Origin of the sequence: Castellaniella sp. (assembly GCF_049651205.1) — a bacterium.
Lineage (GTDB): Bacteria > Pseudomonadota > Gammaproteobacteria > Burkholderiales > Burkholderiaceae_B > Castellaniella.
Window position 1 is genome coordinate 25,533 of record NZ_JBASBR010000017.1, and the last position, 21,661, is coordinate 47,193.

At 60.1% G+C, this 21,661-nt stretch carries 18 protein-coding genes and 1 pseudogene; 11 read left to right on the forward strand and 8 right to left on the reverse strand.

Annotated elements, in window-relative coordinates:
• Nucleotides 1-5: 5 nt before the first annotated feature.
• Genes WA928_RS11375 through WA928_RS11395 form a run of 5 tightly spaced genes read left to right on the forward strand, consistent with a single transcriptional unit; the run spans nt 6 to nt 5,365 of the window.
• Nucleotides 6-599, forward strand: coding sequence for a sugar transferase (locus WA928_RS11375; RefSeq protein ID WP_424303570.1), 594 nt, complete (start codon nt 6-8; stop codon nt 597-599).
• 5 nt (nt 600-604) lie between these two features.
• Nucleotides 605-1,231 carry an acetyltransferase gene (locus tag WA928_RS11380; RefSeq protein ID WP_424303615.1) on the forward strand — a complete coding sequence of 209 codons (627 nt, stop codon included), beginning with the start codon at nt 605-607 and terminating at the stop codon, nt 1,229-1,231.
• 12 nt (nt 1,232-1,243) lie between these two features.
• Entirely contained in the window at nt 1,244-2,419 is a 1,176-nt protein-coding gene (locus WA928_RS11385; RefSeq protein WP_424303573.1) for a DegT/DnrJ/EryC1/StrS family aminotransferase, read from the forward strand.
• Between the two features lie 19 nt (nt 2,420-2,438).
• Nucleotides 2,439-4,256: a polysaccharide biosynthesis protein gene (locus WA928_RS11390; RefSeq protein WP_424303576.1), complete on the forward strand. Its 1,818-nt coding sequence runs from the start codon at nt 2,439-2,441 to the stop codon at nt 4,254-4,256.
• A gap of 44 nt (nt 4,257-4,300) precedes the next feature.
• The gene (locus WA928_RS11395) at nt 4,301-5,365 is read left to right on the forward strand and encodes a Wzz/FepE/Etk N-terminal domain-containing protein (protein WP_424303579.1); all 1,065 of its coding nucleotides are present in this window, start codon (nt 4,301-4,303) and stop codon (nt 5,363-5,365) included.
• Nucleotides 5,366-5,551: 186 nt separating this feature from the next.
• Here WA928_RS11395 and WA928_RS11400 read toward each other — a convergent pair whose 3' ends face one another.
• Together WA928_RS11400 and WA928_RS11405 are read right to left on the reverse strand one after the other, a co-directional pair.
• Complete coding sequence (locus tag WA928_RS11400) at nt 5,552-5,899, reverse strand: GFA family protein (protein WP_424303582.1); 348 nt, start codon at nt 5,897-5,899, stop codon at nt 5,552-5,554.
• A gap of 206 nt (nt 5,900-6,105) precedes the next feature.
• A complete protein-coding gene (locus WA928_RS11405; protein ID WP_424303585.1) occupies nt 6,106-6,957 on the reverse strand; it encodes an SDR family oxidoreductase in 852 nt (283 codons plus the stop codon).
• A gap of 89 nt (nt 6,958-7,046) precedes the next feature.
• Here WA928_RS11405 and WA928_RS11410 point away from each other — a divergent pair, with 89 nt between their 5' ends.
• From WA928_RS11410 to WA928_RS11420, 3 genes are all read left to right on the forward strand, one after another.
• Complete coding sequence (locus WA928_RS11410) at nt 7,047-7,460, forward strand: winged helix-turn-helix transcriptional regulator (RefSeq protein ID WP_424303588.1); 414 nt, start codon at nt 7,047-7,049, stop codon at nt 7,458-7,460.
• Between the two features lie 212 nt (nt 7,461-7,672).
• Nucleotides 7,673-7,849: a hypothetical protein gene (locus tag WA928_RS11415; protein ID WP_424303591.1), complete on the forward strand. Its 177-nt coding sequence runs from the start codon at nt 7,673-7,675 to the stop codon at nt 7,847-7,849.
• Between the two features lie 54 nt (nt 7,850-7,903).
• Nucleotides 7,904-8,881, forward strand: coding sequence for an Rpn family recombination-promoting nuclease/putative transposase (locus WA928_RS11420; RefSeq protein WP_424303594.1), 978 nt, complete (start codon nt 7,904-7,906; stop codon nt 8,879-8,881).
• 555 nt (nt 8,882-9,436) lie between these two features.
• Here WA928_RS11420 and WA928_RS11425 read toward each other — a convergent pair.
• On the reverse strand, nt 9,437-10,609 hold the full coding sequence (locus WA928_RS11425; protein ID WP_417277379.1) for a type II toxin-antitoxin system HipA family toxin: 1,173 nt from the start codon (nt 10,607-10,609) through the stop codon (nt 9,437-9,439).
• A complete protein-coding gene (locus tag WA928_RS11430) occupies nt 10,606-10,875 on the reverse strand; it encodes a helix-turn-helix domain-containing protein (protein ID WP_424303597.1) in 270 nt (89 codons plus the stop codon). Before WA928_RS11430 ends, WA928_RS11425 begins: the two co-directional genes overlap by 4 nt.
• A 100-nt stretch (nt 10,876-10,975) precedes the next feature.
• On the opposite strand from WA928_RS11430, the gene WA928_RS11435 reads away from it, so the two are divergent.
• Nucleotides 10,976-12,148, forward strand: coding sequence for a hypothetical protein (locus WA928_RS11435; protein WP_424303600.1), 1,173 nt, complete (start codon nt 10,976-10,978; stop codon nt 12,146-12,148).
• A gap of 2 nt (nt 12,149-12,150) precedes the next feature.
• Here the strand turns inward: WA928_RS11435 and WA928_RS11440 are convergent, their stop codons facing one another.
• Nucleotides 12,151-12,648, reverse strand: a complete 498-nt coding sequence (locus tag WA928_RS11440) for a DUF1854 domain-containing protein (protein ID WP_417277382.1) — start codon at nt 12,646-12,648, stop codon at nt 12,151-12,153.
• The gene (locus WA928_RS11445) at nt 12,645-14,918 is read right to left on the reverse strand and encodes an ABC transporter ATP-binding protein (protein ID WP_424303603.1); all 2,274 of its coding nucleotides are present in this window, start codon (nt 14,916-14,918) and stop codon (nt 12,645-12,647) included. The genes WA928_RS11440 and WA928_RS11445 overlap by 4 nt, the downstream gene beginning before the upstream one ends.
• A 228-nt stretch (nt 14,919-15,146) precedes the next feature.
• On the opposite strand from WA928_RS11445, the pseudogene cphA (WA928_RS11450) reads away from it, so the two are divergent.
• A pseudogene (gene cphA / locus WA928_RS11450) lies at nt 15,147-17,294 on the forward strand (cyanophycin synthetase); the annotation flags it as partial.
• Between the two features lie 122 nt (nt 17,295-17,416).
• On the forward strand, nt 17,417-19,999 hold the full coding sequence (gene cphA / locus WA928_RS11455; RefSeq protein WP_424303606.1) for a cyanophycin synthetase: 2,583 nt from the start codon (nt 17,417-17,419) through the stop codon (nt 19,997-19,999).
• Nucleotides 20,000-20,017: 18 nt separating this feature from the next.
• On the opposite strand, the gene WA928_RS11460 is transcribed toward cphA (WA928_RS11455), so the two are convergent.
• The gene (locus WA928_RS11460) at nt 20,018-21,277 is read right to left on the reverse strand and encodes a type II toxin-antitoxin system HipA family toxin (protein ID WP_424303609.1); all 1,260 of its coding nucleotides are present in this window, start codon (nt 21,275-21,277) and stop codon (nt 20,018-20,020) included.
• Nucleotides 21,278-21,282: 5 nt separating this feature from the next.
• Nucleotides 21,283-21,528 carry a transcriptional regulator gene (locus WA928_RS11465; protein ID WP_417277386.1) on the reverse strand — a complete coding sequence of 82 codons (246 nt, stop codon included), beginning with the start codon at nt 21,526-21,528 and terminating at the stop codon, nt 21,283-21,285.
• Nucleotides 21,529-21,661 lie beyond the last annotated feature (133 nt).

The window sequence follows — 21,661 nt, forward strand, 5'->3', positions numbered from 1 at the left end:
CAAGAATGAAACGCCTCTTTGATTTCATGGTGGCCTTGGTAAGCTTGGTCGTGTTGGCATTGCCTCTGCTGATGCTGATGATTCTGGTGCGTTTCAAATTTGGCAGCCCAGTGTTTTTTCGTCAGACGCGCCCTGGGCTGCATGGCCGATCGTTTCAGATGATTAAATTTCGCACTATGACGGATGCTTGCGGGCCAGATGGCGAATTGCTGCCGGATGCCGAGCGCCTGACTCCTTTTGGTCGTTTTTTGCGTGCGACTAGCCTGGATGAATTACCCGAATTCTGGAATGTCCTGAAGGGAGAGATGAGCCTGGTGGGGCCGCGCCCCTTGTTGATGGAATACATGCCCTTGTATACGGCTGAGCAGGCCCGGCGCCATGAGGTGCGCCCGGGTGTTACGGGGTGGGCGCAGGTTAATGGTCGTAACGCGATCAGTTGGGAAGAAAAATTTGCCCTGGATGCCTGGTATGTGGACCATCAATCATTTTGGCTGGATGTCAAGATCTTGTGCCTGACGGTTTTGCGTGTCGTCAACCGCCGTGACATCAGTGCGGCAGGTGAACCAACCATGTCCAAATTTACCGGGAGCAAGCGTTGAAGCGCTTGGGAGTCCTGGGAGCCAGCGGTCATGGGAAAGTGGTGGCTGAGACCGCCTTGGCTGCTGGATGGGAGTCCGTGATCTTCTATGATGATGCCTGGCCCCATAAATCGGCTATTGGTCGTTGGGCCATTGTCGGCGATGGAGATGCTTTGCTTGCGGCACTGGGAGATCTTGATGGGGTGATTGTGGCCATTGGACGCAATGAGATACGGCTTAGCCTGCTGGATCGGCTACGATCAGCAGGTGCTTCTGTGTCCACCATCATCCATCCCGCTGCGGTGGTATCCGGTTCCGTCAGCTTGGGCGCTGGCTCTGTCGTCATGCCTGGCGCTATAGTCAACGCGGATGCACGGATTGGCGACGGTTCCATTTTGAATACGGGGTGCAGCATCGATCACGATTGTGTATTGGGGAATGCGGTTCATGTCAGCCCGGGGGCGCGTCTGGCTGGCGGAGTGTCCGTCGGCGACCGGTCCTGGATCGGCATTGGTGCCGTGGTTCGGCAAGGCCAATGCATTGGCCAGGATGTCGTGGTGGGCGCTGGCGCTGCAGTTGTCTCTGATTTGCCCGATGGTGTCGTTGCTGTGGGCGTGCCCGCCCGACCTTTATCTACTTGTCGTTCGAAATAATCAGGTTTAACTGTGCTGAATACCTCTTTTCCCTGCTGGCCCTCTTTTACGGCTGAAGAAGCCGACGCTGCGCGCGACGTCATTTTGTCCAATAAAGTCAACTATTGGACGGGGCAGGAATGTCGACGTTTTGAAGAAGAATTCGCTGCATGGGCAGGGACCGATCATGCCATCGCGCTGGCGAATGGTACGGTGGCCCTGGATCTGGTACTGAAGGGGCTAGGGATCGGCCCCGGGGACGAAGTGATCGTGACGTCGCGCACCTTTCTGGCATCGGCGTCCTGTATTGTCAATGCGGGGGCGTCGCCTGTCTTCGCTGACGTTGATCCAGATTCTCAGAACGTCACCGCCGATACGATCCGCGCCGTGCTGACTCCGCGTACTCGGGCAGTGATCTGTGTGCACCTGGCAGGCTGGCCCTGCGATATGGATCCCATTATGGATCTGGCGCACGATCAGAACTTGTATGTGATCGAAGACTGCGCCCAGGCGCATGGCGCCAGGTACAAGGGCCACCAGATGGGCTCCATCGGCCATGTCGGCGCTTGGTCTTTCTGCCAAGACAAGATCATGACTACGGGGGGCGAAGGCGGCATGGTCACGGTGAACGACACGGCTCTGTGGAAGCGGATGTGGGCGTACAAGGATCACGGCAAATCCTGGGATGCCGTGTACGAGCGCGAACACCCCCCCGGTTACCGCTGGCTGCATGAGTCTTTCGGTACCAATTGGCGCATGCTGGAAGTCCAGGCCGCCATCGGGCGGATCCAGCTACGGCGGCTGCCGGATTGGCATGCGGCGCGTGCGCGGAACGCCAGCCGTATCTGGGACTGTGCCCGTGCATTACCGGGTCTGCGTGTGCCTGCGGTGCCGGACGGAATCGATCATGCTGCGTATAAATGTTATGTGTTCGTCCGCCCGGAGGCGCTGGCATCCGGCTGGTCGCGGGATCGGATTCAGCAGGCTATTCTGGATCAGGGTGTGCCGGCGTATTCCGGATCCTGTTCCGAGGTCTATCTGGAAAAGGCGTTCGATGGCACGGAGTTCCGGCCGTCCCAACGTCTTCCAGTTGCGCAGGAGTTGGGCGATACCAGCCTGATGTTCCTGGTGCATCCAACCCTGCGGGACGAGCATATCGATCAGACCTGTCGGGCGCTGACTACCGTCATGGCGCAAGCTGCACGTTAAGGGGTGGCCTGTGATCAATGTGCGTTCACTGTTGGTCTTTGCCTTCGACCTGCTGGCCGTGTTGGTGGCGTGGGCGGGGGCGTACCTGATTCGCTTCAATCTGACTTGGCCGCAGACGTTCCATCAGGACATGGTGTATGGGCTCTTGGTGCTGCTGGCGGTTCAACTGATCGCCTGCCGCTGGGCAGGGCTGTATCGCGGTATGTGGAGCTTCGCCAGCCTGCCTGATCTGCGCCGTCTGGTTCGCGCAGTGATGGTCTCTGTTGTGGCTATTTTGGCGCTGGCTCTATTCAGCAAATCCTGGCTGTTGATTCCTCGATCCGTCGTGGTCATATATCCCTTGCTACTGCTGGTGGTGATGGGGGGCGGGCGCATCGCCTGGCGCATCTGGCGGGAGTCCCGGCTGTCTCCAGTCTCGGACGCGGAACGTAAGCCGGTGGTGGTTGTAGGGGCTGGTACGGCGGGGGCGATGCTGGTGCGCGAACTGGCTCGCAGTCCGCAGTGGCAGGTGGTGGCATTGGTCGATGATGACCGGCATAAACGGGGGCTGGAACTGAGCGGCTGCCGGGTTGAAGGCGCCTCGGTGGATTTGCCTGCTGTGCTGCGGCGCCATCAGGCTCGCCATGTGGTTCTGGCCATGCCGTCAGCCCCGGCCGAGGCCCTCCAGGCCGTAACCCATTTGGCCACCCAGGCGGGCGCCACCCTGTTCACCATCCCTGGGCTGGCGGAACTGATGAGCGGCCGGGTGGCCATCAATGTCATGCGCCCGGTCAAGATCGAGGATCTGCTGGGACGCAAATCCGTGCGGATCGATAACGATAATGTGAAGACCATGCTGCACGGCAAGCGTATCTTGGTGACGGGCGCTGGGGGATCCATCGGCAGCGAATTGTGCCGGCAGTTGTCGCGATTCCAGCCGGAATGTATCGTGTTGTTGGAGGCCAGCGAATTCGCTCTGTACATGATCGAGCAATGGTTCGGTGAACACCAACCGGATCTGCCCATCGTGCGCTTGGCGGGTGACGTCAAGGATCCTGCCCGCATGGCCCAGGTTTTTGCGCTGCATCATCCTCAGGTGGTGTTCCATGCTGCAGCCTACAAGCATGTGCCGTTGATGGAAATCGGCAATGCTTGGCAGGCGGTACGCAATAATATCGCTGGTACGCTGACAGTGGCCCGAGCCGCCCGGGACGCGGGCGCGGAGCGGTTCGTGCTGATTTCCACGGATAAGGCCGTCAACCCCACCAATGTCATGGGGGCGACCAAGCGGGTGGCGGAAATGGTCTGTGAAGTCATGCAGAACGGGCCCGGTACAACGCGATTTCATATCGTACGGTTCGGCAATGTGCTGGGCAGCACAGGCAGCGTGATTCCGAAATTTCAGTCCCAGATCGCCCAAGGCGGGCCAGTGACTGTGACGCATCCGGAGATCAACCGCTATTTCATGTCTATCCCTGAAGCGGCCCAACTAGTGCTGCAGGCCGCTGCAATGGGGCAGGGGGGGGAGATCTTTGTCCTGGACATGGGGCAGCCAGTTAGAATCGCCGATCTGGCACGTAATATGATCCGCCTGTCGGGCTATACAGAATCTGAGATCCGGATTGAGTATACGGGCCTGCGTCCTGGCGAAAAGTTGTACGAGGAATTGCTGGCCGATGCGGAGGAAACGCTGCCGACGCCACACGAAAAATTGCGCATCGCCCGACCGCGCTCTGTGCCGGATGGGTTGTATGAAGCGTTGATCGTGTGGCTGGCCCAGGCCCCGCAGGATGACGTGGCAGTACGAACAGGATTGAAGCGCTGGGTGCCGGAATATCGGCCTCAGAATCTGGGTTGAATGGCTGGTATTTTTTTTTGATGTGATACGGTATGCATGATGACATGAATAAAAATGCGGGTTCCTTTGCCGATGAAATCGATCTGAAGGAGCTTTGCTGTTTGCTCTGGCAGGGGCGGCGGCTGATGGGGACTGTGTTCCTGACTGTCCTGGCCTGTTCGGCAGCCTATGCATTTTTGGCAAAGCCGGTATATCAGGCGGAATTTCGCATCCTGCCGCCGGCAGGTGTGCAGCTTTCAGCCTATCATAGCCTAGCGGATCAGCTGGAACGCCTGATGCCAGAGGATGCCAATAAATCAGTTGTTTTGCCTATTCAGACGCAGAGTTCAAACTCATTGCCGGATGATAAGGATCTGTATGATCGGTACACGGAAAATCTACAGTCCAATGTCGTTCAGTCCGAGTTTCTGAGTAAGGTCTTCATTCCGGATCTATCGGGGCGGGCCGGACATGCGGACGCGCAGTGGCAGGGCGTATTGGATAATGCATTGACGATCACCCCCCCGAAGATCAATGGAACGGTGACGACCCTGGCATTCAGTGGTTCGGATCCCAAACAGTTGGTCGATTGGCTGAACCGTTATCTAGAGACGACACAGGATCTGACGCGCCGCCAGGTCCAGGGGGCGTTGACTGCCAGGCAAGGGTTCGTCTTGAAGCTGGTTCGTGAGCATATCCAGGCCTTGCGCAATCAGGCCAAGGCCGATCGCATGTCTTCCATCCGCCAGGCGCAGGATGCTCTATCTGTGGCTAAGGGAATCGGGCTGCAGGATGCGTCGCCTCAGACGCAGTGGTCCGACAATATGTCACGGGGCGGAGGGCTGATGTATCTGCAGGGCACGCGGGCGTTGACTGCGATACTGGCGGAACTGCAGGCCCGTACCGATGATGATGCCTATATCCCCAAGCTGCCGTCTTTACTGGAAAAAGAGCGTCAACTGCAGCAGTTGGACGTGACGACCAATCTGGAATTCGCCTACATCGATCGGCCAGCGTTTCCGCCCAGCCAGCCCGTGAAGCCACGACGGGCGTTGATTATCGCACTGGGGGGAGTGCTGGGCCTGCTGCTGGGGGTGCTGGCTATCTTCCTGCGTCGAGCGCTGAAATAGGCCAGGCTGGGATGGTAATCTCCCCATTTTTAGCGTTTGGCAGAAGTAGGAACGCTATGCGGCCATGGCCAGCCGCTGTTTTGGAGTGATGTTGCCGAAGGCCATGTTTGGGCGTTCATGATTGCAGAACCGCATCCATTTTGCCGCTGTGTGCTGGATCTGATCCAGATCTGTCCACTGATGAAGCTATGCGTTCGCGCCGTCGTAGCGTTGGAGCTCCAGAGCATCCAGGTCGATTGACGGTACGCAACGCAGATTGACCGCACGAACTGCTGATCCGTCTGGATTTGCCCCATAAGCGAACGGCTCAGTACCGCAGTTCCGGCAAAACCGATGTTCGATCTTGTGTGTATTGAACATGTAAGATCCCAGGGATTCTTCACCTTGCGCCAATGTGAATTGCTCAGCTGGGAAAAAAGCCAACAGAAATCCTTTCCGTCGGCAGTGAGAGCAATTGCAACTGATTGCCTTGGTTGGCAGCTCAGCGTCAACTTTGAATTGAACGGCTCCGCAGTGACAGCTTCCTTCAAACATTGGGGCTCCTTAAGGCGAATTTGCGGCCTTCACGGATGATAGTCGGTTTCAAAAGCTCTGGTTGCTGCACTGTAAATGCTACGCTGGGGCGTTGTTCAGCGCTAGAAGCTTCTTGCGTAATCTGACGCAAATGATGGAAATGCGCCGAAGATTAAGCGGGGGTGGCAGTCCCCGATCGCGATTGGGTTCGGAATGTGATGATAGGGTTAAGTGAGCTGCTCAGCAACCGTTTCAGCCATAGGCGTCGTCGGCCGGCCAATCAGCCTACTCAGCTGATGCTGATCATCAAAAAGCCCACCTTGCGCCGCGCCGCTGTCAGAATCCGAGATCAGCTCCGCAACTGGTTCGGGTAGGCCAAAGCCCATCAGCGCCGATTTGTATTCCTCTTGTGGCAGGTTCACATAGCGGACAGGCTTGCCGGATTGGCGCGAGATTTCGGCCGCAAACTCCGTCAAGGTATAGGCGGCGTCCCCCGCCAGTTCATAAACCCGCCCGGCTTGATCAGGCAGCGTCATTACCTTGGCGGCTGCGGCGGCGTAGTCGGCCCGCGATGCCGACGAGATTTTCCCGTCGCCGGCGCTGCCCATCAGTGCACCATGGGCCAGCGCTGTGGGAATCGCCATCGCGTAGTTTTCGGTGTACCAGCCGTTGCGCAGAACCACAAACGGGATGCCTGATGCTTTAAGCATGGCCTCGGTTTTCTGGTGTTCGTCCACCAATCCTAACGGGGAGGTATTAGCGTGCAGGATGCTTGTGTAGCCGATCAGCTTGATGCCGCAGTGGATCGCCGCATCAATCACGGCCTGGTGGTGGGCAACCCTTTGGCCGACCTCGCTTGAAGAGATCAGCAGCAGCTTGTCTGCACCGGCAAGTGCGGTTTTAAGCGATTCTGGCTGCGTGTAATCAGCCTGACGCACCTGAACGCCAAGCTGCGATAGATCGGCCGCTTTTGCGGGATCGCGTGCCAAGGCGACGATGCTGGAGGCGGGTTCTGTGTGCAAAAGGTTTTTGATAACCAGACGGCCAAGCTGCCCTGTGGCCCCTGTAACAACGATCATAGCCAATTCCTTGGTTTGGTTGGATTCGGTATTCATGATATTTTCTTGCTTTACTTTTAACAAGTACGCACCAAAAGGTTAGTGTAAAGATGACAAGCCCAACAGCCCTGGCCGAATCCGATACGTTTTCCGCACAACTCCGGCGCGGAGACCTTGTGCTGGGAGAGTGTCCATGTCGTGAGGTGCTTAAAGACGTCACCAGCCCCTGGGGTGTGTTGCTGCTGATCGTGCTGATGGGCGGCGTGCGACGTTTCAGCGATCTGCGCAGGATGGTGGGCGGTGTCAGCGAAAAAATGTTGTCGCAAACCCTCAAGCGCCTGGAATCACACGGCCTGGTTCATCGCAAGTCTTACGAGACGGTACCGCCCCGCGTGGAGTACTCCTTAACCCCACTGGGAACGACAGTGGCCGAGAAGGTTGCCGCCCTGGCCGACTGCATCGACGCCATCCTTCCCGATATCCAGGATGCGCGGCATGCGGCGCCTTCTTTTGAACGCGCCTAAGCTGGAAGAGGTCCAGGAGGGTGACTTCAGCACTTTTGCGAGGTGGAGTACCGGGCGCCCGTGCCTGGAAGATTCAAAGCCCAAAGGTGCAAATAAGCAAGCGCCTATCATTACGTACAAAGATAATAATGGTGAACTACGGCATGTCCGCGTAGAGGTCGTTTCTGTAATATAGATTTTGGCTGTTAGGCAATGGGTGGCCGGAGACAATAATGAATATAGCATTGCCGGCAATCATTGCCTTTTTAATTATCTTGCCAGGGTTCGCTTTTCGTTCACGCTGGCAGGTTGTTGATGGTACCAAACTGGATTATTCTCCTTTTGGGCAGGTGGTTGTTAACGCGGTTATCTATGCGGCATTAATCCATAATGACGACCGATACCATTGATCACAGCACCCTATCGCGCTTGGTCGAGGCGGGCGCCTGACGGATTTTTCCGCAGTGGCAAAACGGATCAAAATCCTCGAACTGGCCTGTGTGCTAAGTCCACGCCTGTTTGTCGTACTCGATTGGGATCACATGTTTCCGGTGCCTACCAATCACGTCAGCGACCGACTTCACCAGCGCACAGGTGATTGCGCTTGGCTGATTCCCCAGAAAAAACGGCCTTCCTTCAGCACAGCAGGTGGCGAGAAAGTATGTTCGCCAGAACAGGTGCCGCCTCAAGGGCTATGTATTTTGCTGCTGCTCGAGCCGCAGAGCCAGTCTGATACCACGATGGCTCTGCGCTTGATCAGCTATGCCGGGCTAAGCTATCAGACCCTGCTGAATAGCAAGCTGATTGGCCTGCCACTGCCACCCGTGCTGCCGGTGGTGCTCTACAGCGGCCGACGCCGTTGGCGGGCACCCTTGGATATCAGCGGCCTGCTGGGTGATGTGCCAGAAGATTTGCGGCCTTATCAGCCACGAATGCGTTATCTTCTGGTGCATGAGCGAGAATTATTGAAGGCTGCGGGCTTGCCAGATCGAAATCTGGCTGTGCTGTTGTTTCGTATGGGTAGTAGCCAGGATATTGAGTGTTGGCGCGGTTTGTTGCACACTCTGATTCAAGTGGTGCGAGAACAGCCCGAGCACGAGGAGCTAAACCGCAGTCTGACGATATGGCTGCTGCACATGGCGCAGCGCAGCGCTCCACCAGAAGAAGCGCTACCGCCGGTGAATACTTTACAGGAGCTGGATATGATGACTGCCGAAAAGCCCGGCCTCTGGGCACGTCAATGGTTGCGAGAAGGCCGCAGGGAAGGCCGCGCTGAGGGTCTGGCAGACCTGCTGCTAAACATGATTCAGCGTCGTTTTGGCCCGGTGCCCGACGACGTCACCCAACGCATCCGCGCGGCCCAGGCCTCTCAATTAGAAACCTGGTCGCTGAACCTCTTGGATGCCGCGGTTTTGGATGATGTGTTTCGTCCCGGACAGTAGGCAGTGGTGGCCGACTTAAGCCAAAGGAGGGAGCTTGAGCCCTCTTATAGGCGGATTTGCTCAAATCTACCAGTCCCAAATCTCCATGGCGACAGACGCCGTCCCGCTGGCACGATCCTTTTCACCCGTACCCAAGTCGGAGGCTGGTGCCGATAAAGAAGCGCTTCGGTCACTCTGGGGCCATCAGAAACAGACCGGCTGGGAAGAGCTGGAAAAAGAATTTCGCTGCGTGATCCTGGCCGAGGCGGGCGCAGGCAAAACCTTTGAGATCACGGCGCGCGCAGCACTTGCAGGCGCTGGGCCGTGTGCCCAGGAAAACGAATTCGCAAACCAGCAAAGAACAGATATTCTGCTTCAAAGCCCTGCCGTGTCCTCGCCGGTTCCGATCGAGCTTAAATTGCTGGATAAGGGTTGGACAGGGCCAGCACTGTGCGAACGCTTGCTTAACCAGCTTGCCGGCGATTACCTGCGAGAGCACACCGCCGGCCACGGCATCCTGCTTTTGGTGTGGCAAGGTCGTCTCATCCAACCAGATGCACACAGAAGTGTGATCTCTCAGAAGGCGCTTTCCAGCGTGTGTGCGCTGGCGCGGATGGCGCTGACGATCTCTGGTGCGGTGTCGGCAAGATCCGGGTGGGCGCACAACACCGACTCGATGGCGCCCAGAATGTGCCGAATTTGTTCCGCAGGCTGGTCGATTTTTAGCTTTGCTGCAAAATCCCGTAATCCCAACCGGGCAGAAAAGAAGCTTTTTTGGCCAGCCAACTGTAGCGCCAGCGAATCGTTGGGCAAGTAGGCAGTGGTGTTGAGGATATCGTAGGCGGGCGCCAGCCTGGCGTCTTGTGCTGTCGGGTCCGAATACAGCAGGCCAAAATTTTTCAGATGAGCATCCCCGTTGCCAACCAGGCATGATACGGCAACAGACAGGAACAGCTGCCTCAGTGCGGGCCGAATTTGATCTGGTGCGCAGAACAGCTGGATCGCGCGAGCAATATGTTCGTAGCTGGCATCATATTTTTGATGGGCACCCATGCCCATCAATACTGCCATGTCTTCGAATCCAAGGTGAATCTGGCCGATCCGATCAAAGCGCCGCATGATGAACAAACGGTGGTTGTCAGACAGGTAGAATTCTGGGGTTTCCAGGCCTGCCGCACGTGCGATGGACATGCATAGGAATTCGTTGATCGCCAGGTGTGGCCACACCTGGCCGGCGGATTTGATGATCAGCTCTCGTGTGACGGCCGTTTGGCGGTCTGGTTGCATTTCGGGCACAAGAATCTTGGGCTGCACCCCGGAAATGCCTGATCGCAGGATGTATTTGTCCAGTAGTTCGTTGAATAGATCCTCCGTCCCGTCCCAGGCCAGCAGATCAGCCAAGCGTTCACCGGGTACATTCGATGCCGATGGCAGGCCTTGCATATCGATACGCAGCCGGCCGATGGGTTCGTTGCGGCCAGTCATCGTCAATAGCAGCATGGGGTTGAGGAGGCTGGTCTTTGCAAAACGGTTGCGTAGGGCTTCCAACATGAAGCCTTCGGGCAAGTTCATCTGCAAAATGGGGTGCAGGCCTGTGTGCGGGTAGTCTGCGTAGCGGACGGGCATGGATAGGCAAATGGCTGCACGCTTTGGTGCGGCGGGAGCATACCGAAAAGAAAACTGCTCGGTGCCAAGATCTGTCAGTGTTCCGCTATGCCCCTGAGGGGTGTCTATCGTGACGGTATTCATGGGAAGATACCTTTAAGTTCTTCCAGGGTGGGCATGCGTGCTGGCACGATGTGTAGTTCTGACCCCAAGGCTGCGATGACGCGGGCATAGTGGCCGGCGCCGACGCTATCCGAGCCTTGTTCGATTTCGATGAGTTTCTGGCGGGTAACGCCAGCCAGCTGTGCCAATGCGGCTTGGCTTAGGCCACGATGTTTGCGTAGCTGGCGGATCTCGACGCCCAGGCGTGTCAGAACTAAAAAATTATCCATGTAATGATAATATGACATTTAATCTTCAATGTCATGTATACGTGATATTTTTTAAATAGTCAGCTTGGCTCGATTTGGCAGTAGAATCCTTCACTGGATTTTCCTGTCAGGTGAAATCATGCCGATGCCTACCCCGGCTGTCTCGGTCGCGCCAAGCGCCATTGCCCCTACGTCTGCCCCCCTGGCAGACGCCCCCATTGGCACCCGGCTGCGCACAACCTTGCCGGCTTCGCACGCCCTGCAGTGGTTGGCCACTCATCAGCTGGGTCACCTGATCCAGCACCAAACCGGCACCGATGCGCAAGGCACCTGGCAGCAGTTCTGGGTGCCAGGCCTGCCTGGGGCGGGCACCAGCGCGCAAACCCTGGACACCACCACCCTGGCCCACACCCTGGGCCTGTCTCCCGACACCAGCGACGCCGATCTGGACACCGAAATCCTGGCCGCGATGCTGCTGTCTCCGCTGGGTTTCGAGTTTCCCAGCCTGGCCGAGTGGCAGTCTGCGGTGCGGCTGCGGCGTTTTATCGTGCAGGCGGGCCGGCGCACGGTGCTGGCGTTTGATACCGAGGCAGCCGAGCGCCCGGATTGCTGGCGCTGGGCCGAGGCCACGGGCTTTGTGTTGCTGCCCGGGCATGAACTGATCCCGGCGCTGCAAGAGGCGCTGTGGCCGGATGTCTCGGGGCGTTTGTATTCGTTCTCGTGCTATCGGGCCACAGAGCATGTGGTGTTGCTGGGGCTGGCGCAAGAGCTGCAGATCAGCAACCCTGCGGCCCTGGCGGCGCTGCAGGCGCAGTGGCAGCGTAAGGCGATTCAGTCAGAGGCGTTTCAGGATGCATTTTTGTACGAGTACGGCTCGCTGCAGACACCGCTGCCGTCTCACTACTATGTGCCGGGAGACCGCCTGTGGTTTCGCAACCCGGATGCGGTGTCGGCCGGGATCGAAGGCTACGAGGGCTCTTGGGTGTTTTATCTGGGACAGGGGCGCTTTACCAATTTCTGGAAGCCAAACCAGGCATACACGCTGGTGTCCAAGTGTGTAGAGCTCTACCACTGGCGCCACGGGGTGCGCACGGATGGCCCCAGTGGCCAGCCCTGGATGGACGAGTCCATCATCGAGGCCCGGGTGGCCGAAACCCTGGCGGATGGCCAGGCCACCCAGGCGGTACTGCAACGCATGATGCGCTTGCGAGACCCCGCCGGGGTGTACGCCGAGGGTGGCTGCATCGACGCCTCGCGCGAGGCTGTGCGCTGCGTGCATCCGCAAACCTTTGGTTTGCGGATTGCGGCTTGATATTACAAAAACCGGTCTAGTATCCGCCGGCTGGTGCGATCCAGCGCCTGGATGTCCTGTACCCAGAAATTTACACCGCAGGCATCGGCAATCAGCAGGCCGTTGGCGGGCAAGCGGCGGATGTCGTCCTCGCTTTTCAGTGTCAGCACGGTGGCGCCGCGATCGGTGTCGATATCCCAGCGGCTGGGGGTGGCCCAGCCTGATGCCCGGTGGATGCGCAGGATCTCGGGCCTGAAATCCCGTTGGGCCAGGTCTTCGCTGATCAATCGCTTTTCAGCCTCGGGCAGTTGCGTCAGATCTGGGATCCAGGCGTGCTCTTGCGTCTGGGTGTCCACCAGCGAGATCCCCTCGTCTGGCGCACTGATGGGGAAACTGCGCACGGGCGTTACCAGCACATCCGGCCAGCCGGGGCGCTGCAGCAGCAGGCGGCCAAAAGTATCCCTGGATAACGTAAACGGGATGGTGCCCGCTTCGGATGCGGGCGTCTGGCGCTTGATCATGCCGCGCCTCCTTCATGTTGCGCTTCTTTCGTCGGGGCATCAGCCACGTGCACAGCCTGAGACCGCCCCGCTTGCACGCTTTGCAGCTGTGCCTGGTACAGCCTGGCATATGCCCCCTGGCGGGCCAGCAGTTCATCGTGGCGGCCAATTTCCACGATGTTGCCGCTGTCCATCACCACCAGGCGGTCGGCCTCGCGCAGGGTGCTGAGACGGTGGGCGATGGAGATCGTGGTGCGGCCTTTCACCAGATTGTCCAGGGCTTTCTGGATCTCGTTCTCGGTGGCGGTGTCTACGGATGACGTGGCTTCGTCCAGAATCAGGATGGGCGGGTCGATCAGGATGGCACGGGCAATCGATATGCGCTGGCGCTCGCCGCCCGATAAAGCCTGGCCGCGCTCGCCCACCAGAGAATCGTATCCATGGGGCAGGCGCAGGATGAACTCGTGCGCGTGGGCCGCGCGGGCAGCGGCAATGATGTCAGCCCGGCTGGCATCGGGGCGGCCGTAGGCGATGTTCTCTGCCACGCTGCCGTAAAACAGAAAGGGCTCTTGCAGCACCAGGCCGATGTGGCGCCGGTAGTCGCTGACCGCAAACTGGCGGATGTCGGTGCCGTCCAGCCGGATGGCGCCTTGCGAGACATCGTAAAAGCGGCAAATCAGGTTCACCAGGGTGCTTTTGCCCGATCCGCTTTGCCCCACCAGGCCCACCATTTCGCCCGGCGCAATGTCCAGGCTGAGGTCTTGAATCACGCTGCGGTTGCCGTAGCGAAACCCGATGTGGCTAAGCTCTATGCGGCCGTGGATGGCCGACATGGGGCGCGGCTGCGCGGGCTCTGGTACGTTGGAGACATGATCCAGAATATCAAAGATGCGCTTGCTGCTGGCCGCTGCCCGCTGGGTAACCGACACAATCCGGCTCATGGAATCCAGCCGCACATAAAAGCGGCTGATGTACGCCAGAAATGCGGTAAGCACGCCCACGGTGATGGCCTGGTGCGACACCAGCCAGATGCCCGACACCCACACCACCAGCAGGCCAAGCTCGGTTAGCAGGGTAACCGTGGGGGTAAACAGCGACCACAGTGCGTTTACCCGATCGTTGATCGCCAGGTTGCGGTTGTTGGCTTCTCTGAAACGCGCCACTTCGCGATGTTCTTGCGCAAAGGCCTTGACCACGCGGATGCCGGGGATGGTGTCGGCCAGTACGTTGGTGATTTCAGACCACACGCGGTCGGCTTTCTCGAAGCCGTGGCGCAGGCGGTCGCGCACCCAGTGGATCATCCATAGGATCAGCGGCAGCGGCGCCAGCGTGGCCAGGGCCAGCCAGGGGTTGATGGACAACAGGATCACCGCCGTCATCACGATCATCAGCACGTCGGTGGCAAAGTCCAGCAGGTGCAGGGACAAAAACAGGCAGATGCGGTCGGATTCCGAACCGATCCGGGCCATGAGATCGCCCGTGCGTTTGCCGCCAAAGTATTGCAGCGATAACTGCTGCAGGTGCTGGTAGGTGGTGGTGCGCAGGTCTGCCCCGATGCGCTCGCTGACCCACGCCAGAATGGCGCTGCGCCCCCAGCCCAGGGCCCAGGCCAGCAGGGACGAGGCCAGCAACCCGCCCAGGTACAGGCTTACCAGAGGCCACTCGATGGGCTGGCCGTTTTGAAACGGGATCAGCACATCATCCATCAGGGGCATGGTCAGGTACGGCGGCACCAGGGATGCGGCGGTGGACACCAGCGTCAGTATCAGGCCGATGGACAGCTGGCGCCGGTAGGGGCGCGCAAAGCGCCACAGGCGCAGCAAGGCGCTGGCAGATGGGCGCTGTGGGGCGGCTGCCGGGGCAGGGGTGTCGGGGGGGGCTGTTGCTTGGGACGATTGCGCGGCCTGGCGTAGGGATTCGAACCGCGCGGCCAGCTGCAGGGCCTGTGGGTGCTGGTCCAGCGTATAGCGCCAGCGCGCCAGGCGGGCATGGTTGTCTTGCAGGATCAGGCTGCCCACGCCGGCCTGGTCGTGCAGCACCAGGTTTAGGTCTGGCCGCAGCGGCCAGGATCTGCACTGCTGGGCATCTGTGCTGCACAGCAGCCAGCGGCGCGGGGTAAGCACCAACAAACTGTTGCTGTAGTGCAACTGGGTGTCCAGATTAAGCGCCAGCCAGGCCAGTGCGGTTTCGTCACTGGCCAGTTGGGTGGCTAGTGCGGCCTGCCAGGCGGCAGGAAAATCGGGCGGGCACAGGGGGGTTGGGCGCGCGTCGGCCGCCGCAGAATCAAGCATAAAACCCGGCATGGAGGACGATGGCTGTGTGGAGTAAAGGGCGGCCGGGGCCGCAAAAAGACGATAGACGCGCAGCTGGTGGATGCACTGTTGCGCGGGCGTCACAATTTTCAACTGTTTTTTGATGCTTGGCAACGGCCAGAAGATTAATATTGTGTGCCGCCTGCGCATCTTGCCTGGGCGGTTTTTTGGTCTCTGCCAACCCTCTCTCTGCGCAATGGTCCGGTGATGGAAAATAAAAGTATTGAGTTTCTCAATATGGTGCATTTGCGGGGGCCAAATATCTGGGCGTACCGCCCGGTGATCGAGGCGCTGGTCGATATCCACGATCTCGAAGACTATCCCTCTAATCGCATCCCCGGTTTCTACGAAAGGCTGGGTGCCTGGATGCCCAGCTTGATCGAACACCGCTGCAGCATTGGCGAGCGCGGTGGCTTCATGCAGCGCGTACGCGAGGGCACCTGGCCGGCGCATATCCTCGAGCATGTCACGCTGGAGCTGCAAAGCCTGGCGGGGATGCCCGGAGGCTTGGGGCGTGCCCGCGAAACCCCTTTGCGCGGGGTGTACAAGGTGATTGTGCGCGCCTGGTACGAGGCCCTGGCCCGCGAGGCGCTGTACGCCGCGCGAGACCTGGTGATGGCCGCGATTGAAAACCAGCCCTTTGATGTGGCGGGCACGGTAGAGCGGCTGAAGGATCTGGCCGAATCCCTGGGCCTGGGGCCCAGCACTGCCTGCATCGTGGATGCGGCCGACGACCGCGATATCCCGGCTATCCGCCTGAGTGATGCCAATTTGCTGCAACTGGGTTATGGGGTGCGCCAGCGCCGAATCTGGACCGCCGAAACCAGCCGCACCAGCGCCATTGCCGAGGGCATCTCGCGCGATAAAGAACTTACTCGCCAGTTGCTGCAGGCCTGCGGTGTGCCGGTGCCCGAGGGCCGCCTGGTGGAAAGCGTGGCCGACGCCTGGGAGGCCGCGCAAGAGATGGGCCTGCCAGTGGTGGTCAAGCCATCAGACGGCAACCATGGGCGTGGCGTATTTACCTGCCTGAACACCCAGGCGCAGGTAGAGGCCGCCTACGCAGTGGCGGTGGATGAAGGCAGCGGCGTGATGGTAGAGCGCTTTATCGAGGGCGACGAACACCGCCTGCTGGTGGTGGGCGGGCGCCTGGTGGCCGCCGCCCGGGGCGAGGCCGCGATGGTGGTGGGCGATGGTGTGTCCACGGTGCTGCAGCTGATTGACACGCAATTAAACTCAGACCCTCGCCGTGGGCGCGACGAAGACCACCCCTTGAATGTGGTGCGCCTGGATGCGGCAGCCCGCCTGGAGCTTGAGCGCCAGGATCTGAGTGGTGATGCCGTGCCTGATCGCGGCCGTGCGGTGATGATTCAGCGCAGCGGCAATGTGTCGATTGATGTGACGGATAACGTGCATGCTGATGTGGCCGAGATGGTGTCTTTGGCCGCCCGGGTGGTGGGCCTGGATATTGCCGGCATCGATCTGGTGGTGCGTGATATTGGCCAGCCGCTGGCCGCGCAAGGCGGTGCGATTGTCGAGGTCAATGCCGGGCCGGGGCTGCTGATGCACATCAAACCAGCCATGGGGCAGCCGCGCCCGGTGGGCGAGGCGATTATTGCGGATCTGTTTCCCGCGCCCCAGGATGGCCGCATCCCCGTGGTGGGGGTGAGCGGCAGCCAGGGCATGACACCGGTGGTGCGCCTGGTGGCGCATCTGCTGCAGCTGGATGGCCGCATGGTGGGGCAGGCCTCGGCCGATGGTCTGTGGCTGGGCGCCCAGCAGGTCTTGGCGCAAGACAGCGCGCACTGGGAAGCCGCACGGCGCGTCCTGATGAACAGCACTGTGGATGTAGCCGTGCTTGAAAACGGCGGCCGCGCCATTTTGGGCGAAGGCCTGGCCTACGATCGCTGCCAGGTGGGGGTGGTTACCAGCATCAATCCAGACGTCACCTGGCCCGAATTCCACATGACCGAGCCCGAGCACCTGTTGCGGATTTTTCGTACGCAGGTGGATGTGGTGCTGCCTGCGGGCGCCGCCGTGCTGAATGCCGATGACCCCCTGGTGGCCGGCCTGGCGCCACTGTGCGATGGTGCAGTGATTTTGTTTGGCCTGCAGTCGCAGGGCGCGGCGCTGCAAACGCATTTGGCTGCTGGTGGGCGCGCCGTGCTGCTGCGCGACCACACCCTGGTGCTGGCCGAAAAAGGCGTGGAGATCCCCCTGGCCGATGTGGCCGACTCGGCCTTGATGGCGCTGCAAAGCGATGTGCCTGCCGTGCAGGCCGCGGTGGGGGCCGTGTGGGCACTGGGTGTGCCGGCAGAATCCATCCGTGTGGGTTTGCGCACGTGGGTGGCTGGGCAGGGTGCCAGCGTGTCGGTGGCCGCCGCCTAGGGCAGTGTGGTGGATGGTTATGCAGGCGTCTTTTGCCCGGCCATGGGGCTGGGCAATGTGCGGATTGGGCAATTAACAGGATGAGTCCAATAATGGAAGTTTCTCGCGTGCGGGCCCTGCGTGGGCCCAATATCTGGTGCCGCCAAACGGCTATCGAAGCCGTGGTGCGGTGCACGCCGGCCGAGGCCCTGAGTGCCGGGCTGGATGCCTTTGAAACGCGGTTGCGTGCGCGGTTTCCTGAGGTCGATATCCAGCGCCCGGCAGGGCAAACCGCCAGTGTGTCGCTGGCACAAGCCCTGGCGGCTGCGGCGCTCAGCCTGCAGGCGCAAGCTGGCTGCCCGGTGGCGGTGTGCCGCACGGCGGCAACGCCCGAGGCCGGGGTGTACCAGGTAGTGGTTGAATACGCCGAAGAGTCTGTGGGCCGGCTGGCCTTTGATCTGGCCTGCACGCTGTGCCAGGCGGCCTGGGAGGATCAGCCCTTTGATCTGGCCGCCGCGCTGGCGCAACTGCGCGGCCTGTACGACGATGTGCGCCTGGGCCCCAGCACGGGCTCTATTGTGCAGGCGGCCGTGCGCCGGGGTATCCCGTATCGGCGGCTAACCCAGGGCAGCCTGGTGCAGTTTGGCTGGGGGTGCCGTCAGCGGCGCATCCAGGCGGCCGAAACCGACGCCAGCAGCGCCATTGGCGAGGCCATTGCACAAGACAAGGCGCTCACCAAATCGCTATTGACTTGGGCTGGGGTCTCCGTGCCCCAGGGCCGGGTGGTAATGGATGCTGAAGACGCCTGGGCTGCCGCACAAGAAATCGGCGCACCGGCGGTGGTAAAGCCGCAAGACGGCAACCAGGGCAGAGGCGTGGCCTGCAATGTACAGGGGCGCGAGCAAATCCTGGCGGCCTATGCGGTGGCCCGCGAGCACGGCAGCCAGGTGATGGTAGAGCGCTATTTTCCTGGCCATGATTTTCGTTTGCTGGTGGTGGGCAACCGCATGGTGGCCGCCGCCCGGCGCGACCCGCCCCAGGTGGTGGGCGATGGCACGCATCGCATCCGCGAGCTGGTCGACCAGATCAACCTGGATCCTTTGCGCGGCGAGGGGCATGGCAGTTCGCTGACGCGCATCCAGCTGGACGAAACCGCCCTGAATACCCTGGCCAGCCAGGGCTATCAGGCGGATTCGGTGCCGGCGCCGGGCGTGTGCGTGGCATTGCGCAATAACGCCAATCTCAGCACCGGCGGTTCAGCCACGGATGTCACCGATCTTGTGCATCCTGATCTGGCGGCCAGCGCGGTGATGGCTGCGCGTATGGTGGGTCTGGATGTGTGCGGCATTGATGTGGTGGCGCGCGATGTGTATGGGCCGCTCACCCCCGAAACCGGCTGCATCGTCGAGGTGAACGCGGCGCCGGGTTTGCGCATGCACTTGTCGCCGTCTTACGGCATGGGGCGCGATGTGGGCAGCGCCATGATGGATACCCTGTACGCCCCTGGCGAAGACGGCCGTATCCCCGTGGTGGCCGTAACCGGCACCAACGGCAAAACCACCACGGTGCGCCTTTTGGCACATCTGTGCACACGCCCGGGCGTGTGTGTGGGGATGACCAACTCGGATGGCGTGTATGTGGGTGCGCGCCGGGTGGATAGCGGGGATTGCAGCGGGCCGCGCAGTGCGCGCAATGTGCTGCTGCACCCGGATGTCGATCTGGCCGTTTTTGAAACAGCGCGTGGCGGCATCCTGCGCGAGGGCCTGGGTTTTGATCGCTGCGACGTGGCAGTCGTCACCAACCTGGGGGTGGGCGACCACCTGGGGATGAACTACATCCAGACAATTGAAGCGCTGGCCGCTGTTAAACGCGTGATCGTCGAAAACGTGGCCCCGGGTGGTATGGCGGTGCTAAACGCCCAAGATCCGCACGTGGCGGCGATGGCATCTGTGTGCCCCGGGCGCATCACATATTTTGCACAGGACGCGCGCCACCCTCTGATTGAAACTCACCGCGCCCAGGGCGGGCGTGTGGCGTTTGTGGATCAGGGTGATCTGGTGTTTTCCGAGAGTGGGGCTGAAACCCGTATCCAGCTTAGCGCCGTGCCACTCACGCGAGGCGGTACGCTGGGGTTCCAGATAGAAAACGCCATGGCCGCGGTGGCTGCTGCCTGGGCCTTGGGTATCGACTGGGTGCAGATCCAGCATCAACTGGCCTCTTTTGTCAGTGATGCAGCCACGGTGCCTGGGCGTTTTAATGTGTTTGATTATCGCGGTGCCATGGTGATTGCCGATTATGGCCATAATCCCGACGCCATCCAGGCGCTGATCCAGGCGATCAGCGCCTTGCCGGCAGGCCGGCGCACGGTGGTGATCAGCGGTGCGGGTGACCGCCGCGATGAAGACATCAGCCGCCAGACGGCATTGTTGGGCGAGGCCTTTGATGAGGTGGTGCTGTATCAGGACCAATGCCAGCGCGGCCGCGCGGATGGCGAAGTACTGGCCTTGCTGCGCCAGGGCCTGGGCGCTGCTACCCGCACCCGGCGGATACAGGAAATCCACGGCGAATTTCTCGCCATTGATGCGGCATTGGCCGGTGTGCAGGCTGGTGATCTGTGTTTGATTTTGATCGACCAGGTAGAGGAAGCGCTGGCGTATCTGGCACAACGCACGCAGCAGGCGCAACAGGTGGCGTGAGCTTGCCTGTGTCAGATCTCAATGGTGTTCGATTTCCCAGCGCCGCGCATACTTGCGGGATTCTTGCCGGATTTTTTGATCCAGGCGCTGGATCAGCGTGTGGGGTGTGCCAGCCGGTGTTTGGTCGCTTAGCGTGTGTGCAACCAGATCCAGTGCGGAGGGCAGGGCATGATAGAGCTCTTTGGCCAGTTGCAGCACATAGCCGGGGGTAAGGCCCAGGGCGTGGCTGAGTTGCCGAAGTTGCGTCACACCAATCTGGCCAGGCAAATTGGTATTACCAATCTTAAAGGCAAATTGCCGGGCCAGGCCAGGGTACAAGGTCGTGCACATGAGGTCGTAAAAAGGAGCCAGTTGCCAGCTGTGCGGTGTGGCCAGCACCGAGAGGTTTTTGGCGTGGCTGTCGTGGTTGCCCACAAACAGATTAAAAATAATCCACTGCACCAGGCGTTTAAGGTCTTTGGCGGGGATGCCGATGTCTTGCAACAGACGGCGGCAATCCGCTAGCGACGGCCCGCCATCGGCTTCGTATTTTGTGCCGGAGGGGACGCCGGCCAACTGGCAAAGATCTAGTTGGTGCAGGCGGGTGAGGCTGCCGTTTGGTTCTGCGTGGCGGTCGTAGCGTTGGATTAAGCACGCTTGGGTGTCTGGTTGATACTGCGCCTGGGCGGTGCCTAGCCCCAAGACGGCTGCCAGGTTCATCACCAGGGTTTCGTTTAGGGCCGATGCCCAGACGCCCGGCAAGCCCTGGATGTCTGGCTTGAGGATGTGTGACGAGGGGGCGGCCCCCAACGGAAACGCTGGCTGGCCGTCTGGGAAAATCATTAGTAGCAGTTTGGTTTGAGCCCCAGCCAACGAGATGCGCGTGTCTGGCTGGGATGGGGCGCCCAGCGCCGGGGCCGTCCCTTGGCGTAATTGTTGGCTGATGTGCTGCCAGGTGGTGCGCTGGTAGGCAGGTGGGGCAGGGGTCTCGCCCGGTGGCAGTAAGGTCAGGCTGCCGGCGGTATCACCAGCCACGCTTCGTAGCAAGCCGAAGACGGTGCTGGTATGGCGGCTGGCTTGCAGCAACCGACGTACGGGGCCTTCGGGCAGCAGATTCTCAAAAAAAGCGGTAACGGTGGGGCCCGAGAAATCACCTTCCTGTAGCGGAAACGCTGGGGCAATAGGTTGTGCGTTGCCTGTCTGTAGCCATTGAGGTTGATAACTGAACCGTAGGGGATGTTCGTCGTGCAAGATGCCAATATGCTGCCGGCCCTGGTAAACGTAAAGGGTTTGTGCCATGGGTATCACCTGCGTTTGCGGCGGATGATAACTTCCAGGCCCAGCAGGTCGATCATATCCAGCACCTTTTGCAATTGCATGGTGGGTTTGCCGTGTTCCAGATCGACAATAAAGCGGTTGCCCGTGCCGGATAAGCCGGCCAGGTCGCTTTGCCTCAAGGCCTGTGCCTGGCGGGTGACGCGTATCAACTGGCCAAGATCTTGGGCGGTGCGCACGGGGGTGTCGGGAGGTTGGCCAGATGACGTGGACATAGAGAGGCCTGTGTATTACCGATCAGTAATTTTATGATGAAATCGCTTGAGTTTCAATCAAATATTACTGATCGGTAATTTATCGGGGTGCGAGTTTAAAACTCTGTCCACTCGTCCGTATCGGTGGTGCTGG

Bases quoted from the DNA above. Each gene is read 5' to 3' on its own strand.
- cphA (WP_424303606.1), top strand. From the start codon at position 17,417: ATGGAAGTTTCTCGCGTGCGGGCCCTGCGTGGGCCCAATATCTGGTGC.
- WA928_RS11445 (WP_424303603.1), bottom strand. From the start codon at position 14,918: ATGCTTGATTCTGCGGCGGCCGACGCGCGCCCAACCCCCCTGTGCCCG.
- WA928_RS11465 (WP_417277386.1), bottom strand. From the start codon at position 21,528: ATGTCCACGTCATCTGGCCAACCTCCCGACACCCCCGTGCGCACCGCC.
- WA928_RS11425 (WP_417277379.1), bottom strand. From the start codon at position 10,609: ATGAATACCGTCACGATAGACACCCCTCAGGGGCATAGCGGAACACTG.
- WA928_RS11405 (WP_424303585.1), bottom strand. From the start codon at position 6,957: ATGATCGTTGTTACAGGGGCCACAGGGCAGCTTGGCCGTCTGGTTATC.
- WA928_RS11460 (WP_424303609.1), bottom strand. From the start codon at position 21,277: ATGGCACAAACCCTTTACGTTTACCAGGGCCGGCAGCATATTGGCATC.
- WA928_RS11435 (WP_424303600.1), top strand. From the start codon at position 10,976: ATGCCGATGCCTACCCCGGCTGTCTCGGTCGCGCCAAGCGCCATTGCC.
- WA928_RS11400 (WP_424303582.1), bottom strand. From the start codon at position 5,899: ATGTTTGAAGGAAGCTGTCACTGCGGAGCCGTTCAATTCAAAGTTGAC.
- WA928_RS11430 (WP_424303597.1), bottom strand. From the start codon at position 10,875: ATGTCATATTATCATTACATGGATAATTTTTTAGTTCTGACACGCCTG.
- WA928_RS11440 (WP_417277382.1), bottom strand. From the start codon at position 12,648: ATGATCAAGCGCCAGACGCCCGCATCCGAAGCGGGCACCATCCCGTTT.
- WA928_RS11395 (WP_424303579.1), top strand. From the start codon at position 4,301: ATGAATAAAAATGCGGGTTCCTTTGCCGATGAAATCGATCTGAAGGAG.
- WA928_RS11415 (WP_424303591.1), top strand. From the start codon at position 7,673: ATGAATATAGCATTGCCGGCAATCATTGCCTTTTTAATTATCTTGCCA.
- WA928_RS11375 (WP_424303570.1), top strand. From the start codon at position 6: ATGAAACGCCTCTTTGATTTCATGGTGGCCTTGGTAAGCTTGGTCGTG.
- WA928_RS11410 (WP_424303588.1), top strand. From the start codon at position 7,047: ATGACAAGCCCAACAGCCCTGGCCGAATCCGATACGTTTTCCGCACAA.